General features: G+C 58.3%; 18 protein-coding genes. 2 read left to right on the forward strand and 16 right to left on the reverse strand.

What is annotated here, in order from left to right; genetic code table 11:
* Positions 1-99: 99 nt before the first annotated feature.
* The 9 genes from tuf to fkpA form a co-directional block, all read right to left on the reverse strand.
* Positions 100-1,284, reverse strand: coding sequence for an elongation factor Tu (gene tuf, locus ACUTQY_RS21865; protein ID WP_015376315.1), 1,185 nt, complete (start codon positions 1,282-1,284; stop codon positions 100-102).
* A 70-nt stretch (positions 1,285-1,354) separates the two neighbouring features.
* Positions 1,355-3,469, reverse strand: a complete 2,115-nt coding sequence (gene fusA / locus ACUTQY_RS21870; RefSeq protein WP_033645245.1) for an elongation factor G — start codon at positions 3,467-3,469, stop codon at positions 1,355-1,357.
* Between the two features lie 93 nt (positions 3,470-3,562).
* Complete coding sequence (gene rpsG / locus ACUTQY_RS21875; protein WP_004956203.1) at positions 3,563-4,033, reverse strand: 30S ribosomal protein S7; 471 nt, start codon at positions 4,031-4,033, stop codon at positions 3,563-3,565.
* A gap of 96 nt (positions 4,034-4,129) precedes the next feature.
* A complete protein-coding gene (gene rpsL / locus ACUTQY_RS21880) occupies positions 4,130-4,504 on the reverse strand; it encodes a 30S ribosomal protein S12 (RefSeq protein ID WP_004930426.1) in 375 nt (124 codons plus the stop codon).
* A gap of 143 nt (positions 4,505-4,647) precedes the next feature.
* Positions 4,648-4,935: a sulfurtransferase complex subunit TusB gene (tusB, locus tag ACUTQY_RS21885; RefSeq protein WP_046687912.1), complete on the reverse strand. Its 288-nt coding sequence runs from the start codon at positions 4,933-4,935 to the stop codon at positions 4,648-4,650.
* 9 nt (positions 4,936-4,944) lie between these two features.
* Positions 4,945-5,304 carry a sulfurtransferase complex subunit TusC gene (tusC, locus tag ACUTQY_RS21890; protein ID WP_342188400.1) on the reverse strand — a complete coding sequence of 120 codons (360 nt, stop codon included), beginning with the start codon at positions 5,302-5,304 and terminating at the stop codon, positions 4,945-4,947.
* Positions 5,305-5,311: 7 nt separating this feature from the next.
* Positions 5,312-5,701 (reverse strand): sulfurtransferase complex subunit TusD, encoded by a 390-nt coding sequence (gene tusD / locus ACUTQY_RS21895; protein WP_033645247.1) that lies wholly within the window; start codon positions 5,699-5,701, stop codon positions 5,312-5,314.
* Complete coding sequence (locus ACUTQY_RS21900; RefSeq protein WP_033645248.1) at positions 5,701-6,423, reverse strand: helix-turn-helix transcriptional regulator; 723 nt, start codon at positions 6,421-6,423, stop codon at positions 5,701-5,703. Before ACUTQY_RS21900 ends, tusD begins: the two co-directional genes overlap by 1 nt.
* Before the next feature lie 373 nt (positions 6,424-6,796).
* Positions 6,797-7,621 carry an FKBP-type peptidyl-prolyl cis-trans isomerase gene (gene fkpA / locus ACUTQY_RS21905; protein WP_033645249.1) on the reverse strand — a complete coding sequence of 275 codons (825 nt, stop codon included), beginning with the start codon at positions 7,619-7,621 and terminating at the stop codon, positions 6,797-6,799.
* A gap of 356 nt (positions 7,622-7,977) precedes the next feature.
* Between fkpA and ACUTQY_RS21910 the strand changes: the two genes are divergently transcribed.
* Positions 7,978-8,205 (forward strand): SlyX family protein, encoded by a 228-nt coding sequence (locus tag ACUTQY_RS21910; RefSeq protein ID WP_033645250.1) that lies wholly within the window; start codon positions 7,978-7,980, stop codon positions 8,203-8,205.
* Positions 8,206-8,268: 63 nt separating this feature from the next.
* Here ACUTQY_RS21910 and slyD read toward each other — a convergent pair whose 3' ends face one another.
* The 4 genes from slyD to kefG all read right to left on the reverse strand — a co-directional run bounded on the left by slyD (position 8,269) and on the right by kefG (position 11,549).
* A complete protein-coding gene (gene slyD, locus ACUTQY_RS21915; RefSeq protein ID WP_004930407.1) occupies positions 8,269-8,856 on the reverse strand; it encodes a peptidylprolyl isomerase in 588 nt (195 codons plus the stop codon).
* A gap of 112 nt (positions 8,857-8,968) precedes the next feature.
* On the reverse strand, positions 8,969-9,172 hold the full coding sequence (locus ACUTQY_RS21920) for a YheV family putative zinc ribbon protein (RefSeq protein WP_015379274.1): 204 nt from the start codon (positions 9,170-9,172) through the stop codon (positions 8,969-8,971).
* 14 nt (positions 9,173-9,186) lie between these two features.
* A complete protein-coding gene (gene kefB / locus ACUTQY_RS21925; protein WP_033651722.1) occupies positions 9,187-10,995 on the reverse strand; it encodes a glutathione-regulated potassium-efflux system protein KefB in 1,809 nt (602 codons plus the stop codon).
* Positions 10,996-10,997: 2 nt separating this feature from the next.
* The gene (gene kefG / locus ACUTQY_RS21930; RefSeq protein ID WP_028127618.1) at positions 10,998-11,549 is read right to left on the reverse strand and encodes a glutathione-regulated potassium-efflux system ancillary protein KefG; all 552 of its coding nucleotides are present in this window, start codon (positions 11,547-11,549) and stop codon (positions 10,998-11,000) included.
* 129 nt (positions 11,550-11,678) lie between these two features.
* On the opposite strand from kefG, the gene ACUTQY_RS21935 reads away from it, so the two are divergent.
* Positions 11,679-13,592, forward strand: a complete 1,914-nt coding sequence (locus tag ACUTQY_RS21935) for an ABC transporter ATP-binding protein (RefSeq protein WP_060660182.1) — start codon at positions 11,679-11,681, stop codon at positions 13,590-13,592.
* 6 nt (positions 13,593-13,598) lie between these two features.
* Here the strand turns inward: ACUTQY_RS21935 and tauD are convergent, their stop codons facing one another.
* Genes tauD through tauB form a run of 3 tightly spaced genes read right to left on the reverse strand, consistent with a single transcriptional unit; the run spans position 13,599 to position 16,044 of the window.
* On the reverse strand, positions 13,599-14,447 hold the full coding sequence (gene tauD / locus ACUTQY_RS21940) for a taurine dioxygenase (RefSeq protein WP_033645253.1): 849 nt from the start codon (positions 14,445-14,447) through the stop codon (positions 13,599-13,601).
* Complete coding sequence (gene tauC, locus ACUTQY_RS21945) at positions 14,444-15,280, reverse strand: taurine ABC transporter permease TauC (RefSeq protein ID WP_033645254.1); 837 nt, start codon at positions 15,278-15,280, stop codon at positions 14,444-14,446. Before tauC ends, tauD begins: the two co-directional genes overlap by 4 nt.
* Positions 15,277-16,044 carry a taurine ABC transporter ATP-binding subunit gene (gene tauB, locus ACUTQY_RS21950; protein ID WP_033645255.1) on the reverse strand — a complete coding sequence of 256 codons (768 nt, stop codon included), beginning with the start codon at positions 16,042-16,044 and terminating at the stop codon, positions 15,277-15,279. Before tauB ends, tauC begins: the two co-directional genes overlap by 4 nt.
* Positions 16,045-16,053: the final 9 nt, after the last annotated feature.

The following is a 16,053-nucleotide window of genomic DNA, read 5'->3' on the forward strand; positions in this document are numbered from 1 at the left end:
TCTAAATAGGAATGGTTTTTATTTCAATTAAGATTTGTACAAATTGCATAAAAAAAGGGCACCAAAGTGCCCTTTTTTGTGTCGAAAAATTATTCGCGATTAAGCGATAACTTTAGCAACAACACCAGCGCCTACAGTACGGCCGCCTTCACGGATTGCGAAACGCAGACCGTCGTCCATCGCGATTGGGTGAATCAGGGTTACAACCATGTTCACGTTGTCGCCTGGCATTACCATCTCTACGCCTTCTGGCAGTTCGATGGTACCGGTCACGTCAGTAGTACGGAAGTAGAACTGTGGACGGTAGCCTTTGAAGAATGGCGTGTGACGACCACCTTCATCTTTGCTCAGGATGTACACTTCAGATTCGAACTGGGTGTGTGGCTTGATGGAGCCTGGTTTAGCCAGTACCTGACCACGTTCGATTTCTTCACGTTTGATACCACGCAGCAGAACACCTACGTTCTCACCAGCACGGCCTTCGTCCAGCAGTTTGCGGAACATTTCAACGCCAGTACAGGTAGACTTAACGGTGTCTTTGATACCAACGATTTCAACTTCTTCGCCAACTTTGATGATACCGCGCTCAACACGGCCGGTAACAACGGTACCACGACCGGAGATGGAGAATACGTCTTCGATTGGCAGCAGGAACGGCTTGTCGATAGCACGCTCTGGCTCTGGGATGTAGCTGTCCAGGGCTTCGGCCAGTTCGATGATTTTCGCTTCCCACTCAGCTTCGCCTTCCAGCGCTTTCAGCGCGGAACCGCGGATCACTGGCAGGTCGTCGCCTGGGAAGTCGTACGCGGACAGCAGTTCGCGAACTTCCATTTCTACCAGTTCCAGCAGCTCTTCATCATCAACCATGTCGCATTTGTTCATGAATACGATGATGAAAGGAACGCCAACCTGACGACCCAGCAGGATGTGCTCACGGGTCTGAGGCATTGGGCCGTCAGTCGCAGCAACTACCAGGATCGCGCCGTCCATCTGAGCAGCACCGGTGATCATGTTTTTCACGTAGTCGGCGTGCCCTGGGCAGTCAACGTGCGCGTAGTGGCGAGTCGGGGTGTCATACTCAACGTGAGAGGTGTTGATGGTGATACCACGAGCTTTTTCTTCTGGCGCGTTATCGATCTGGTCGAAAGCACGTGCAGAACCGCCGTAGGTTTTAGCCAGAACGGTGGTGATCGCTGCAGTCAGGGTAGTTTTACCGTGGTCAACGTGGCCGATAGTACCAACGTTAACGTGCGGTTTTGTACGTTCAAATTTTTCTTTAGACACGGCTATATTCCTTACTATAGCGCTCTCCCCTTCTGGAGAGAGCACGGGACTTTGGTTTTAACCCTGCAGCTTATTTGCCACGGGCTTCGATTACGGCCTGAGCGACGTTGTTCGGTGCATCATCATACTTCAGGAATTCCATGGTGTATGATGCACGACCTTTAGTCAGAGAACGCAGCTGAGTTGCGTAGCCGAACATTTCGGACAACGGTACTTCAGCGTGGATCTTAACGCCAGTCACTTCAGATTCCTGACCGCGCAGCATGCCGCGACGACGGCTCAAGTCACCGATAACGTCACCGGTGTTCTCTTCTGGAGTCTCAACTTCAACCTTCATGATAGGCTCAAGCAGAACTGGTTTCGCTTTCTTAAAGCCTTCTTTAAAGGCGATAGATGCGGCCAGTTTAAACGCCAGTTCAGAGGAGTCAACGTCGTGGTAAGAACCGAAGTGCAGACGAATACCCATATCTACTACCGGGTAACCAGCCAACGGACCAGACTTCAGCTGCTCCTGGATGCCTTTATCAACGGCAGGGATGTATTCGCCAGGAATTACGCCGCCTTTGATGTCGTTGATGAACTCGTAACCTTTCGGGTTAGAGCCCGGCTCCAGTGGGTACATGTCGATCACAACGTGACCGTACTGACCGCGACCACCAGACTGCTTGGCGTGCTTACCTTCAACATCGGTAATCTTCGCGCGAATCGCTTCGCGGTAAGCTACCTGAGGTTTGCCCACGTTAGCTTCAACGTTGAATTCACGCTTCATGCGGTCAACGATGATGTCGAGGTGCAGTTCACCCATACCGGCGATGATGGTCTGGTTAGACTCTTCGTCAGTCCATACGCGGAATGACGGGTCTTCTTTAGCCAGACGGCCCAGAGCCAGACCCATTTTCTCTTGGTCAGCTTTGGTTTTTGGTTCAACGGCGATAGAGATTACCGGCTCAGGGAATTCCATACGCTCCAGGATGATTGGAGAGTCTGGATCACACAGGGTGTCCCCGGTGGTCACGTCTTTCAGACCGATCGCAGCGGCGATGTCGCCTGCGCGAACTTCTTTGATCTCTTCACGCTTGTTGGCGTGCATCTGAACGATACGGCCGAAACGCTCACGCGCAGCCTTAACGGAGTTCAGCACGGTGTCGCCGGAGTTAACAACGCCGGAGTACACGCGGAAGAAGGTCAGGTTACCTACGAACGGGTCGGTAGCGATTTTGAACGCCAGAGCAGAGAACGGCTCGTCATCACTTGCGTGACGCTCAGCCGGGGTGTCTTTACCGTCGTCCAGGATACCGTTGATCGCAGGAACGTCAGTTGGCGCCGGCAGGTATTCGATTACCGCATCCAGCATCGCCTGTACGCCCTTGTTCTTGAACGCAGAACCACAGGTAACCAGGATGATTTCGTTGTTCAGCACGCGCTGACGCAGAGCGGACTTGATTTCTGCCTCGGTCAGCTCTTCGCCGCCCAGGTATTTTTCCATCAGCTCTTCGGAAGCTTCCGCAGCGGATTCGATCAGGTTCTGGCGCCATTCTTCAGCCAGTTCCATCATGTCAGCCGGGACGTCTTCGTATTCGAAGGTAACGCCTGCGTCTTCTTCGTTCCAGTTGATCGCCTTCATCTTCACCAGGTCGATAACGCCGGTGAATTTGTCTTCTGCGCCGATAGCCAGCTGCAGAGGAACAGGGTTAGCGCCCAGACGAGTTTTGATCTGGCCAACAACTTTCAGGAAGTTAGCGCCCATACGGTCCATTTTGTTAACGAACGCGATACGTGGCACTTTGTATTTGTTAGCCTGACGCCATACGGTTTCAGACTGTGGCTGAACACCACCAACAGCACAGTAAACCATTACCGCGCCATCCAGCACACGCATGGAACGTTCTACTTCGATGGTGAAGTCAACGTGCCCTGGGGTGTCGATGATGTTTACGCGATGCGGTTCGAACTGCTTGGCCATACCAGACCAGAAGGCAGTCGTCGCTGCAGAAGTGATGGTAATACCACGCTCCTGCTCCTGTTCCATCCAGTCCATGGTGGCAGCGCCGTCATGAACTTCACCGATTTTGTGGTTTACACCGGTGTAGAACAGAATACGTTCGGTAGTGGTGGTTTTACCGGCGTCGATGTGAGCACTGATACCGATGTTACGGTAGCGTGCAATGGGTGTTGTACGAGCCATTTGATTCCTCTATTCCTAGGGCGTTCAAGTTCAGTTAACCCAAGCGGGCCGATTTGACGCGCCCGCTTGGTTAGCATGACTACAGCCAGATGATTACCAGCGGTAGTGGGCGAACGCCTTGTTGGCTTCGGCCATACGGTGAACGTCTTCACGCTTCTTAACAGCAGAACCTTTGTTCTCTGCTGCGTCAGACAGCTCGTTCGCCAGGCGCAGAGCCATGGATTTATCACCGCGTTTACGTGCAGCATCAACGATCCAACGCATTGCCAGAGCATTACGACGAACCGGGCGGACTTCAACTGGTACCTGATAAGTAGAACCGCCAACGCGACGCGACTTAACTTCTACAGTCGGGCGAACGTTGTCGAGAGCGACTTCGAAAGCTTCCAGGTGATCTTTACCAGAACGCTGAGCCAGGGTCTCCAGCGCGGTATAGACGATTGCTTCTGCAGTAGATTTTTTACCGTCTACCATCAGGATATTTACAAATTTGGCCAGCAGCTCAGATCCGAACTTAGGATCTGGCAGGATTTTACGTTGGCCGATTACGCGACGACGTGGCATGGAAATACTCCGTTGTTAATTCAGGATTGTCCAAAACTCTACGAGTTTATTTTGACATTAAAGTTAAAACGTTTGGCCTTACTTAACGGAGAACCATTAAGCCTTTGGCTTCTTCACGCCGTACTTGGAACGAGCTTGCTTACGGTCTTTAACACCGGAGCAGTCAAGTGCACCACGGACGGTGTGGTAACGCACACCTGGCAGGTCTTTTACACGACCGCCACGGATCAGGATTACGGAGTGTTCCTGCAGGTTGTGGCCTTCGCCACCGATGTAGGAAGTCACTTCGAAACCGTTGGTCAAACGCACACGGCAAACTTTACGCAGTGCGGAGTTTGGTTTTTTCGGGGTAGTGGTATATACGCGGGTGCATACGCCACGTTTCTGCGGGCAGGCTTCCAGCGCTGGAACGTTGCTTTTAGCAGCCTTCACAGAGCGTGGTTTGCGAACCAGCTGGTTAATTGTTGCCATTAAAAAAGCTCCTGGTTTTTGCTTCGTACTAGCTTCGTAAACATGTGATAAATCCCCTCGTATGCACTACTGGCAAAGTACGAGGACGCAGAATTTTAGGGCTGACCAGTATGGGTGTCAAGAAATATACAACATCACCGTCATCACCAGGCCATTTGGCTGCGGTGTTGTTCGGTTAATTCAACGAAGTGATTATAGCCGACGACAGTGATTTTGTGCGAAAAATGACCAATCAACCCCCTGGCTTCCAGGTCGTCCTGCAGCGCATAAAGGGATATGGGGGCGGCGAGCAGCGATTCAAGATGGGCGCTACCAACAAGGCCTGCGAGCACGCCATCCTGCAGCAGCAGCAGCGCGTCGCCCTCCGCGGTCAGGCGCAACAGCGCGGGCAGGTCACATTGGTTTGGCGAATTGCTCAGGGTATACAACATCAGAAGTTCCTAAAACGTCATTACGGCGTCGTAGCCGGCCAATTCACGGCACAGTTCGTCAGGCGCCAGCACCTCGGCATCCAGCACCCAATCGGTCACCTGACTCAGCCCGCGTTCCTGCAGCGAAGCCTGGCACAGATAACACCGCTCCACGTCATACAGCGGCAGCACACCGAAAGTGGCGATATAATTGCGCGCCAAAATCTTTTCCGGTTGCTGGCCCGGCAACAGCTGCAACACGCCATCACCGATAAAAAACACCCCCAAATCCTCACTGAGCGCCGACGTGGCGAGCAGCGCATCCAGCCCTTCCCTGCCGCCGGCGCCGCCATGCGGCCCGTGGGTGAAAACAAAAGCGACTCGTTTCATCATTTCCTCAGAACTGCACCAGACGGTCGCAACTCAGCGACGCTTCGGCCAGGGAACCCAGCCCGCTCAGGGTAAAACCGGGCTGCAGGTTGGCGCCGGCCAGCCCCTGCTGCTGCGCTTCCTGTTCGTCGGTGACGCCCCGACGCAGCGCGGCGGCCACGCAGACGTTGAGCGCTACGCCGTGTTGCTGCGCGAGCTGCGTCCAGCCGCGCACCAGATCGAATTCGTCGCTGGCGGGCGCGGTTAACCGGTTGGCGTTCAACACCCCTTCACGGTAGAAAAAGACGCTGGAAAGACGATGCCCTTTCGCCAGTAAAGCCTGAGCGAATTGATAGGCGCTGCTGGCCTGCTGCGTGCCATAAGCCGGGCCGGTAACCAACAGACAATAGTCGAGCATCAGCGGTCACTTCCTACCAGGTCGCCGCTTTTAAACTGGCGAATGTACAGATAGACGGTGTGTTTGGAGATATTCAGACGATCCGCCACCTGGTTGATCGCATCCTTGATGTCGAAGATGCCTTTCTCATAGAGATTGAGCACCACCTGTCGATTCTTGGCGTTATTGGACACCGAGCGGTCGGCGTTCACCTCTTCGATGGTGAACTCCAGCGTCTGCGCCACCAGATCGTCGACGGAAGAGGCGAAGTTCACCGACGACGGCACGTCCTGCGCTGTCGGCGGCATAAAGGTTTGCATGATCTGCGAGAACGGCACGTCGAGGTTCATGTTGATGCACAACAAACCAATCACCCGCTGCTCGCGATTGCGAATGGCGATAGTCACCGATTTCATCAATACGCCGCTCTTGGCGCGGGTAAAGTAGGCTTTCGACACGCTGCTGTCGTCGCCGGCCATGTCGTGCAGCATGCGCAGCGCCAAGTCGGTGATCGGCGAGCCGATTTTGCGCCCGGTGTGTTCCCCGTTGGCGATGCGCACCGCCGAGCTGTTCAAGTCTTCCAGCGCGTGCAATACGATTTCGCAGTGGCCGCCGATCAACATCGCCAGCCCGTCGACCACCGCTTCATAGGATTTCAGGATTTCATGATCCGTTTGAGTAAACGGACGTTCATTCAGCAAATCAAGTTCGCTGGCTTCGCTGGATAAAAGCGAATTCGACATCGAAGATACCACCCTCATAGATCGCCTGTGCCAGGGGGCGCAGCTAAAACCGCTCGGGCCGGATCGCTGCCGTCGTCGGCGCGCTGCAGCGCGGCTGGCTGAGAGCGGCATAAAACGGCGCGATGACATCCGCGGGCGAGGCGGCCGGGAACAATTTTAGGTACACGCCCTAAGGGGCAGACGCATGACTGATAAGTCAGAATTATTAGTCTAGCAAAGCGGCCGGAGCAAAGTCCTTGCGTTTGCGCGTGGTATTGACGTTAAGCCCGATGCCCGGCAGGCGTCAAGCGTTCAATGGAGAGAGCGGTAGCGGCTGCCGAAATGAAAACCGCCGCGGAGGGCATCCGCGGCGGTGGCAAACAGAGCGACGAGATTATTTCGCTTTGGCGTCGGCTTTGGCGTCGGCCGGTTTTTCGGCTTTAGCGTCGGCTTTCGGCGCCGCTTTCACATCCAGCAGCTCGACGTCGAAGACCAGCGTGGAGTTAGCCGGGATGCCCGGAACGCCGGTTTTACCGTAGGCCAGCGCCGGTGGAATCACCAGCTTGATTTTGCCGCCTTTCTTGATGTGCTTCAGGCCTTCGGTCCAGCCAGGGATCACACCATCCAGACGGAATGACAGCGGCTCACCGCGGGTGTAGGAGTTATCGAACTCGGTACCGTCGGTCAGGGTGCCTTTGTAGTTCACCACCACGGTGTCGCTGTCTTTCGGCGCTTCACCCGCGCCCGGTTTCTCTACCTGATACAGCAGGCCGGATTCGGTTTTCTTCACGCCTTTTTCTTTAGCGAAGCTGTCGCGATACTTGGCGCCTTTGGTTTCGTTGTCCTTGGCGTCCTGCTCCATCTTCGCCTGAGCGGAAGCCTTCACGCGCGCTTCAAAGCCCTGCAGGGTCTTTTCGATGTCGGCGTCGTTCAGCTTGCTCTTGTTAGCGAAAGCGTCCTGAACGCCGGCGATCAGCTGATCTTTGTCCAGCTTGATGCCCAGCTTCTCTTGCTCTTTCAGAGAGTTGTCCATGTAACGGCCAAGAGAGGCGCCCAGTGCGTAAGCCGCTTGCTCGTCGTCGTTTTTGAACTTGCCGGTGCTTGGCGCTGCTGCCGCGTCTGCCGCCGGTTTAGCGGCATCGGCTGCCATGACCTGGGTCGCATTCAGAGCAAAAGCCATGGTGGTTGCCAGAAGCGTGACTTTAAACAAAGATTTCATCCATTTCTCCAGTGTCTGAAGCAATGCCCCAAACAATCATTAGGTAAGATAACCGGGCTACTATAGCTGCCTGAAACAAAACAAAACAGTCGCACAGGTAACCAATCGAGTCAAAGTGTGACTCCCGCTTTGCCAAGAAGTTTCCCGCTGCGTGCTACTCACATGATAAATCAGATTTTTCTTGCAGAATATTCGGCGAGGTTAGCAAAAAACGGCGAATCAGGCGTGCAGCTTTTCAGCACTTTACACTGCCGATCGCAACGTTGCGCGCCGCCCAAAGAAATAGCGCGGGCAAACCCGACGCCAGCTGTTACCATAGCGCCGAATCAGGATTTTATCGCGTCAGAGGTAGCCTCATGCACAACGCCGACATTCAAAGCCTGCTACAGCGGCTTGAAGAACTGGAAAGCCGTCAGGCTTTTCAAGAGCTCACTATCGAAGAGCTTAACCAGACCGTCACCCAGCATCAGATGGAAATGCTGAAGATGCGCGAGCACCTGCGCATGTTGACCGACAAACTGCGCTCGACCCAAACCTCGATGATCGCCTCGCAATCGGAAGAAACCCCTCCGCCGCACTATTGAGGGGCGCCGCGCATAAAAAAGGGCAGCCAATGGCTGCCCTCTCGTCTCGGGATTGCGTTCTGCTTAGTGGCAGCCGCAACCGCCGTTGCCGCAACCGCCTTTACCGTGGTCGTGACCATGGTCGTGATCGTGGCTGTGGCCGTGACCGCCGCAGCAGCCTTCACCGTGCTCGTGGTGATGATCGTGCTCGCCGTGTACGTGACCGTGCGCCAGTTCTTCTGCAGTCGCTTCGCGGATCGCGACAACTTCCACGTTGAAGTTCAGGTTTTGGCCGGCCAGCATGTGGTTGCCGTCAACCACAACGTGGTCGCCGTCAACTTCGGTGATTTCAACCGGTACCGGGCCCTGATCGGTGTCAGCCAGGAAACGCATGCCGACCTGCAGTTCGTCAACGCCCATGAAGACGTCTTTCGGTACGCGCTGCACCAGGTTTTCGTCGTAGTTGCCGTACGCGTCGTTCGCGCCGACGTGAACGTCAAAACGATCGCCAACGTCGTGGCCTTCGAGCGCTTTTTCCAGACCTGCGATCAGAGAACCATGCCCGTGCAGATAGTCCAGCGGTGCGCTCACCGGAGACTCATCAACCAAAACACCGTCTTCTGTACGTACTTGGTAAGCCAGGCTGACCACCAAGTCTTTTGCTACTTTCATGATATCTCCTACCGTTGGCTACTAGGACGCGCACCGTTATCGGGATGCGCGCCTTTTCCGGACAGATTGTAACGGAAATCTGCCTCGCTGTACCCTCCGGGATAAAAAAACGCTACTTCGGCTGAAAAATGCCGATCACCTGCTCTTGCGGTCGAACGTGTTTTTCCACCTGTTGTTCGGTCTGGCGCTGGTGATGGCCGCACTTGACGCACTCCACCACTTCCACCTGATCCTCCCGCCATACCGCCAGCGTATCCATGGCGCTACAGCTCGGGCACACCGCTCCGGCGATAAATCTCTTACGTGTTGCAGACATCGTTATGCTCCCGCTTATTCGTATTCATCCCAGCCGTCAAACTGGCGACTTTCTTTTTGCATTTCGCGATGGAAGAGCTCTTCCAGCTCGCGCCGCGCCTCTTTCACGCGAGAAATTTGCGCCACGTCGCCCTGATGCGGCGGCATCAGCTCACGCAGCATGCGCATATCCAGACGACGGAAATGCTGCTGGGCGCGAAAGGCCTGATGCGGGTGCATGCCCAATTCCATCAGCGCCTTGCGCCCCAGTTCCAGCGCGCTGGAGAAGGTCTCGCGGCTGAACTGTTTTACGCCCGCCTGCAGCAGCTCATGCGCCTCCACGCGGCCGCGCGCGCGCGCCAGGATGCTCAGGTTCGGGAAGTGCTGCTGGCACAGCCGCACGATCGCCATGGTGTCTTCCGGCTCATTGCTGGTGATCACGATCGACTTGGCCTTCTCTGCGCCTGCCGCGCGCAGCAGCTCCAGCTCGGTGGCGTCGCCGTAATAGACCTTGTAACCGTAGCGACGCAGCACGCCGACGGCGCTGACGTCGCGTTCCAGTACGGTAATGCGCATTTTGTTGGCCATCAGCAGGCGGCCGATCACCTGGCCAAAACGCCCGAAGCCGACGATGATCACCTGCGGATCGTCATCTTCCACGTACGGCGTCTCCTCGTCTTCGTCTTTGGCGTTATAGCGGCGCGCCAAAATGCGATCGATGGCCTGCATCAACAGCGGCGTGGTCATCATCGACAGCGTCACCACCACCAGCAGCAAAGAGAGTTGATCCGGCTGCAGCACCTTTTGGGCGCCCGCCGCCGAAAACAGCACGAAGGCGAACTCACCGCCCTGGCTGAGCACGCCGGCGAACTGCAGGCGTACCGAACTGCGCAGGCCGAACAGGCGCGATACGCCGTAGAGCACGCCGGATTTCACCGCCACCAACGCCAACACGCCGATCAACACCTCGGCCAGATGGGTGTAGAGCACGCCGATATTCAACACCATGCCCACCGAGATAAAGAACAGCCCCAGCAGCAGCCCTTTAAACGGCTCGATGGAGATCTCCAGTTCGTGGCGGTATTCGCTCTCCGCCAGCAGCACGCCGGCGATGAAGGTGCCGAGCGCCATCGACAGGCCGAGCGTCTCCATAAACAGCGCCGAGCCGAGCACCAGCAGCAGCGCCGCGGCGGTAAAGATCTCGCGCACGCCGGAAGCGGCGATATAGCGGAACAGCGGCCGCAGCAGGAAGCGGCCGCCGATCAGCATGCCGCCGAACGCCGCCACCTTGAGCGCGATCTTCGCCCAGTCGTCGCTGGTGCCGCCGGCGCCGGCCAGAATGGGGATCAACGCCAGCGCCGGGATCACCGCCATATCCTGGAACAGCAGCACCGAGAAACCCAGCTGCCCGCCTTCGTTGCGGTTCATGCCCTTTTCGCGCATCAGCTGCAGCGCCATGGCGGTGGAAGACATCGCCAGGCCAACGCCGCCGATCACCGCCGCCTGCCAGGCGAAGTGCGTCAGGTACAGCAATGCGCCCAGCACCGCCGCGGTGATCAGCACCTGGCCGGCGCCGGCGCCGAAAATCGAGCGCCGCAGCTCCCACAGCTTGCTGGGGTTCAGCTCCAGGCCGATGATGAACATCAGGAACACCACGCCCAGCTCGGAGAAGTGCAGGATCTCGTCAACGTCGCGAATAAAACCCAATCCCCACGGGCCGATGGCGATGCCGGCGATCAGATAACCCAGCACCGCGCCGATCCCCAGGCGACGGGCGATCGGCACCGTCACCACCGCGGCAAACAGGAACAGTAAAATGGCGGTCAGTAAGGTCGATCCTTCCATGATCACCGCCCCCCGTGCGGCAGCGGGTGGCTCAGCCACTCCCCGTAGGCGTCTGCGTGGCTGCGCAGCACCTCCGGCTTTTGCCGCCGCGCCCAATAGACCACGAACGGCGTCAACCAGTGCATATGGCACATCCCGGCGGTCAACTCGAACGGCCGCAGGATATCTTCCATCGGATAATGGTTATAACCGCCGGTGCGGTAGGCGCCTTCCGGCTCGCCGGTGGTGATCACCGAACGCCAGTATTTACCCGCCAGCGCATTGCCGCCCACGCCGCTGGCGAAGCCGCGCGCCAGCACGCGATCCAGCCATTCCTTCAGCAGCGCCGGGCAGCTGTAGGTATACAGCGGGTGCTGAAACACGATGACCTGATGCTCACGCAGCAGCTGTTGTTCGTGATGAATATCGATAAAAAAATCAGGGTAGTGCGCGTAGAGATCGTGCACGGTGACATGTTCCAATTGCTGCGCCGGTCGAAGCAAAACCCGGTTCGCCACCGAGTCATGGGATTCCGGATGGGCATACAGCAGCAAGACCTTGGGCGGCTGCGACATCATTCCCCTCCAAAGCGTCGTCAGGGTAGCGGTTTTCCGTTACCATGCATCGCAAAGACAAAAACAGCGCGCGGTGCGCGTTCTGTTACCTTAATGATAATTTAACATACTCTGAACATACGGCGCTTTATGATTGTATTCTCCTCGCTACAAATCCGACGCGGCATCCGCGTCCTGCTGGACAACGCCACGGCGACGGTTAATCCAGGTCAGAAGGTCGGCCTGGTCGGCAAAAACGGCTGCGGCAAATCCACGCTGTTGTCGCTGCTGAAGGGTGAGATCGCGGCGGATGGCGGCAGCTTCACCTTCCCCGGCAACTGGGCGCTGGCCTGGGTCAACCAGGAGACGCCGGCGCTGGACGTGCCGGCGATCGAGTATGTTATCGACGGCGACCGCGAGTTTCGCCAGCTCGAAGCCGAACTGCAGGCCGCCAACGACCGCAACGACGGCCACGCCATCGCCACCCTCCACGGCAAGCTGGACGCCATCGACGCCTGGACCATTCGTTCCCGCGCCGCCAGCCTGCTGCACGGTCTCGGCTTCTCCAACGAACAACTGCAAAGCCCGGTGCGCGACTTTTCCGGCGGCTGGCGCATGCGTCTTAACCTGGCGCAGGCGTTGGTGTGCCGTTCCGATCTGCTGCTGCTCGACGAACCGACCAACCACCTGGATCTCGATGCGGTGATCTGGCTGGAGCGCTGGCTGAAAAGCTATCCCGGCACGCTGGTGCTTATCTCGCACGACCGCGACTTCCTCGATCCGATCGTCGACAAGATCCTGCATATCGAACAGCAGACGATGAACGAGTACACCGGCAACTACTCGTCGTTCGAACGCCAACGCGCCACCAAACTGGCGCAGCAGCAGTCGCTGTATCAGCACCAGCAAGAAAAAGTGGCGCACCTGCAAAGCTATATCGACCGCTTCCGCGCGCAGGCGACCAAGGCCAAGCAGGCGCAGAGCCGCATCAAGATGCTGGAGCGCATGGAGCTGATCGCCCCGGCGCACGTCGACAACCCGTTCACCTTCAGCTTCCGGCCACCGGAAAGCCTGCCGAACCCGCTGCTGCGCATGGAAAAAGTCAGCGCCGGGTACGGCGACAAGGTGATCCTGAAGTCCATCAAACTGAACCTGGTGCCCGGCTCACGCATTGGCCTGCTCGGCCGCAACGGCGCCGGTAAATCGACGCTGATCAAACTGCTGGCCGGCACCCTGGAGCCGCTGAGCGGCGAGATCGGCCTGGCGAAAGGCATCAAGCTGGGTTACTTCGCTCAGCACCAGCTGGAATTCCTGCGCGCCGACGAATCGCCGCTGCAGCACCTGAGCCGCATCGCGCCACGGGTGCTGGAGCAGCAGCTGCGCGATTATCTGGGCGGTTTCGGCTTCCAGGGCGACAAGGTCAGTGAAATCACCGAACGCTTCTCCGGCGGCGAGAAGGCGCGGCTGGTGCTGGCGCTGATCGTCTGGCAGCGCCCGAACCTGCTGCTGCTCGATGAACCGACCAACCACCTGGATCTCGACATGCGCCAGGCGCTGACCGAGGCGCTGATCGATTTCGAAGGCGCATTGGTGGTGGTCTCGCACGACCGTCACCTGCTGCGCTCCACCACCGACGATCTGTACCTGGTGCACGATGGCCAGGTCGAGCCTTTCGAAGGCGATCTCGACGATTATCAGCAGTGGCTGATCGATCTGCAGCGCCAGGAAAGCCAACAGGACGCGCCGGAAAAAGAGAGCGGCAGCAACAGCGCGCAGGCGCGCAAGGATCAAAAACGCCGCGAGGCGGAGTTCCGTACGCAAACCCAACCGCTGCGCAAGCAGATCGCCAAGCTGGAACAGCAGATGGAAAAACTGGGCGCCGAACTGGCGGCGGTGGAAGAGCAGTTGGCGGATTCCGCACTGTACGACATCAGCCGCAAGGCCGAACTGACCGACTGCCTGCAAAAGCAAAGCCAGGCCAAATCCGCGCTCGAAGAGACGGAAATGACCTGGCTGGATGCGCAGGAACAGCTGGAGCAGTTAACGCAGGCGTTCGACGCCTAACCGTTGTTACGCCTTGTAAAAGGGCTTGTCCCCCAGAATGGTCGCGCGGTGCATGATGCGCCGCTGCGGCAGATAATCCGCGTTGGCGTAGTGCTGCGTCACGCGGTTATCCCAGATCGCCACGTCATTCTCCTGCCAACGCCAGCGCACCTGAAACTCCGGTTTGGTGATGTGAGCAAACAGGAAATTCAGTAAAGCGTCGCTCTCCTTCGGCGCCAGATCGACGATCCGCGTGGTGAACCCTTCATTGACGAACAGCGCCTGCCGGCCGCTGACCGGATGGGTACGCACCACCGGATGCAACAGCGGCGGGTTTTTCTGCACCGCCAGTTGCCAGCGCTGATGCTCTTCTTCACTGCCGCGATGCTTGTGCTCCGGGAACGACTTGGTGAAGTCATGTTCCGCGCGCAGCCCCGCGAGCAGCGTTCTGAACGGCGCCGACAGCGCCTCATAAGCGGCAATGCCGCTGGCCCACAGCGTATCGCCGCCGGTGGCAGGCAGCGTCTTGGCCGCCAGGATCGCCCCCAGCGGCGGGTTCTCGATAAAGGTCACGTCGGTGTGCCAGTTGTCGTTGTCCGGCGGGTTGTCGTCGTGGGTATCGAGCACGATGATCTCTTCCACGTCGGTGGCGTGCGGATAGACCGGATGGATGTGCAGATCGCCGAAGCGGCCGGCCAGATCGCGCTGCTGCAGCGGCGTGATCGGCTGGTTGCGGAAGAACAGCACCTGATGCTTGAGCAGCGCATGATAAAGCTGTTCAAACTGGCCGTCGCCCAGCGGCCGGGCCAACTCGACGTTTTCCACCAGCGCCCCGATGTAAGGCCCCAGCGGGGTGATATTCAGACGTTCGTTCATTGCTGTACTCCATGCCACGGGGTCAATCGGCGCTGCAGGGCGCGCAGCCCCAGCTCCAACCCAAATGCAATCACCGCAATCACGCCGATGCCGGCCAGCACCACGTCGGTCGCCAGAAACTCACCGGCGGATTGCACCATAAATCCCAGGCCGCGCGTGGCGGCGATCAGTTCGGCGGCTACCAGCGTCGACCAGCCGACGCCCAGCCCGATGCGAATGCCGGTCAGGATCTCCGGCAGCGCGCTCGGCAGCACCACGAAACGCAGCACCTGCCAACGCGTGGCGCCCAACGCGCGGGCGGCGCGCACCCGTACCTGCGCCACGCTGCGCACGCCCGCCACGGCGGACAGCGTCACCGGCGCGAAAATCGCCAGATAAATCAGCAAGATCTTCGAGGTTTCGCCGATGCCGAACCAAATCACCATCAGCGGCAAATACGCCAACGGCGGCACCGGACGATAGATCTCAATCAGCGGATCGAGGATGCCGCGCACCGTGTCGTTCAGCCCCATGGCGATGCCCACCGGAATGCCGACGATCACCGCCGCCAGCAGCGCCACCAAAATGCGCCCCAGGCTGGCCGCCAGATGCTGCCACAGCGTGGCGTCCATAAAGCCTTGCGGGCTGGCGATGGTGATCAGCTGATGCAATACCTGCTGCGGCGCCGGCAGGAACAGCGGGCTGATCAGCTGCAGCGCCGTCACGCCCCACCAGACGATCAACACCGTCAACAGCGTGGCGCCGCTCAGCCAAACGTTGCGCGGCACGCTGAAACGGCGCGTCGCTTTGCCCTGCGGCTGCGCCGCGGCCTTTAACGTGGAATGCAGGCTCATAACAAGGCCTCGCGCTGTTGGAAAACTTTGCCCAGCACGTATTCGCGCTGTGCGATAAATTCAGGATCGGACTTAATTGAGCGGCAGGCTTCGCCGTCGGCATAGCGTTGGCCGAAGTTCAGCGACAGCCGCTCCACCACCTGCCCCGGCCCCGGCGACAGCAGCAACAGCTCGCTGGCGAGGAACACCGCCTCTTCAATATCGTGAGTGATCAGCAGCACCTGCTTGCCGGTATCGCGCCAGATGGTCAGCAGCAGCTCTTGCATCTGCTCGCGAGTGAACGCGTCCAGCGCGCCGAACGGTTCATCCAGCAACAGCAGACGCGGATCGGCGGCCAGGGCGCGGGCGATGCCGACGCGTTGGCGCATGCCGCCGGAAAGCTGCCAGATGAAATGCCGCTCGTAACCGGCCAGACCGACGCGCTGCAACATCTGCTCCGCCACCTGGCGGCGCTGCGCCTTGCCGACGCCGGCCAGCTGCAGGCCGAACTCGACGTTGTCCACCACGTTACGCCACGGCAGTAAACCCTCATGCTGGAACACCACGCCCCGTTCGGCGCTTGGGCCATGAACGGACGTTCCATCCAGCGTGATGCTGCCAGCTGAAGGCTCGATAAACCCGGCGATTAAATTCAGCAGCGTGGTTTTGCCGCAGCCCGACGGGCCGAGCACCACCACCAGTTGCCCGGCGGCGATCTGGAACGACACGTCACGCAGCGCGGGCCGCCCCTGATACTCTGCTGAAAGATGGCTGACGTTTAGCATCCTGCTTCC

Source organism: Serratia sp. TSA_130.1, assembly GCF_052691795.1.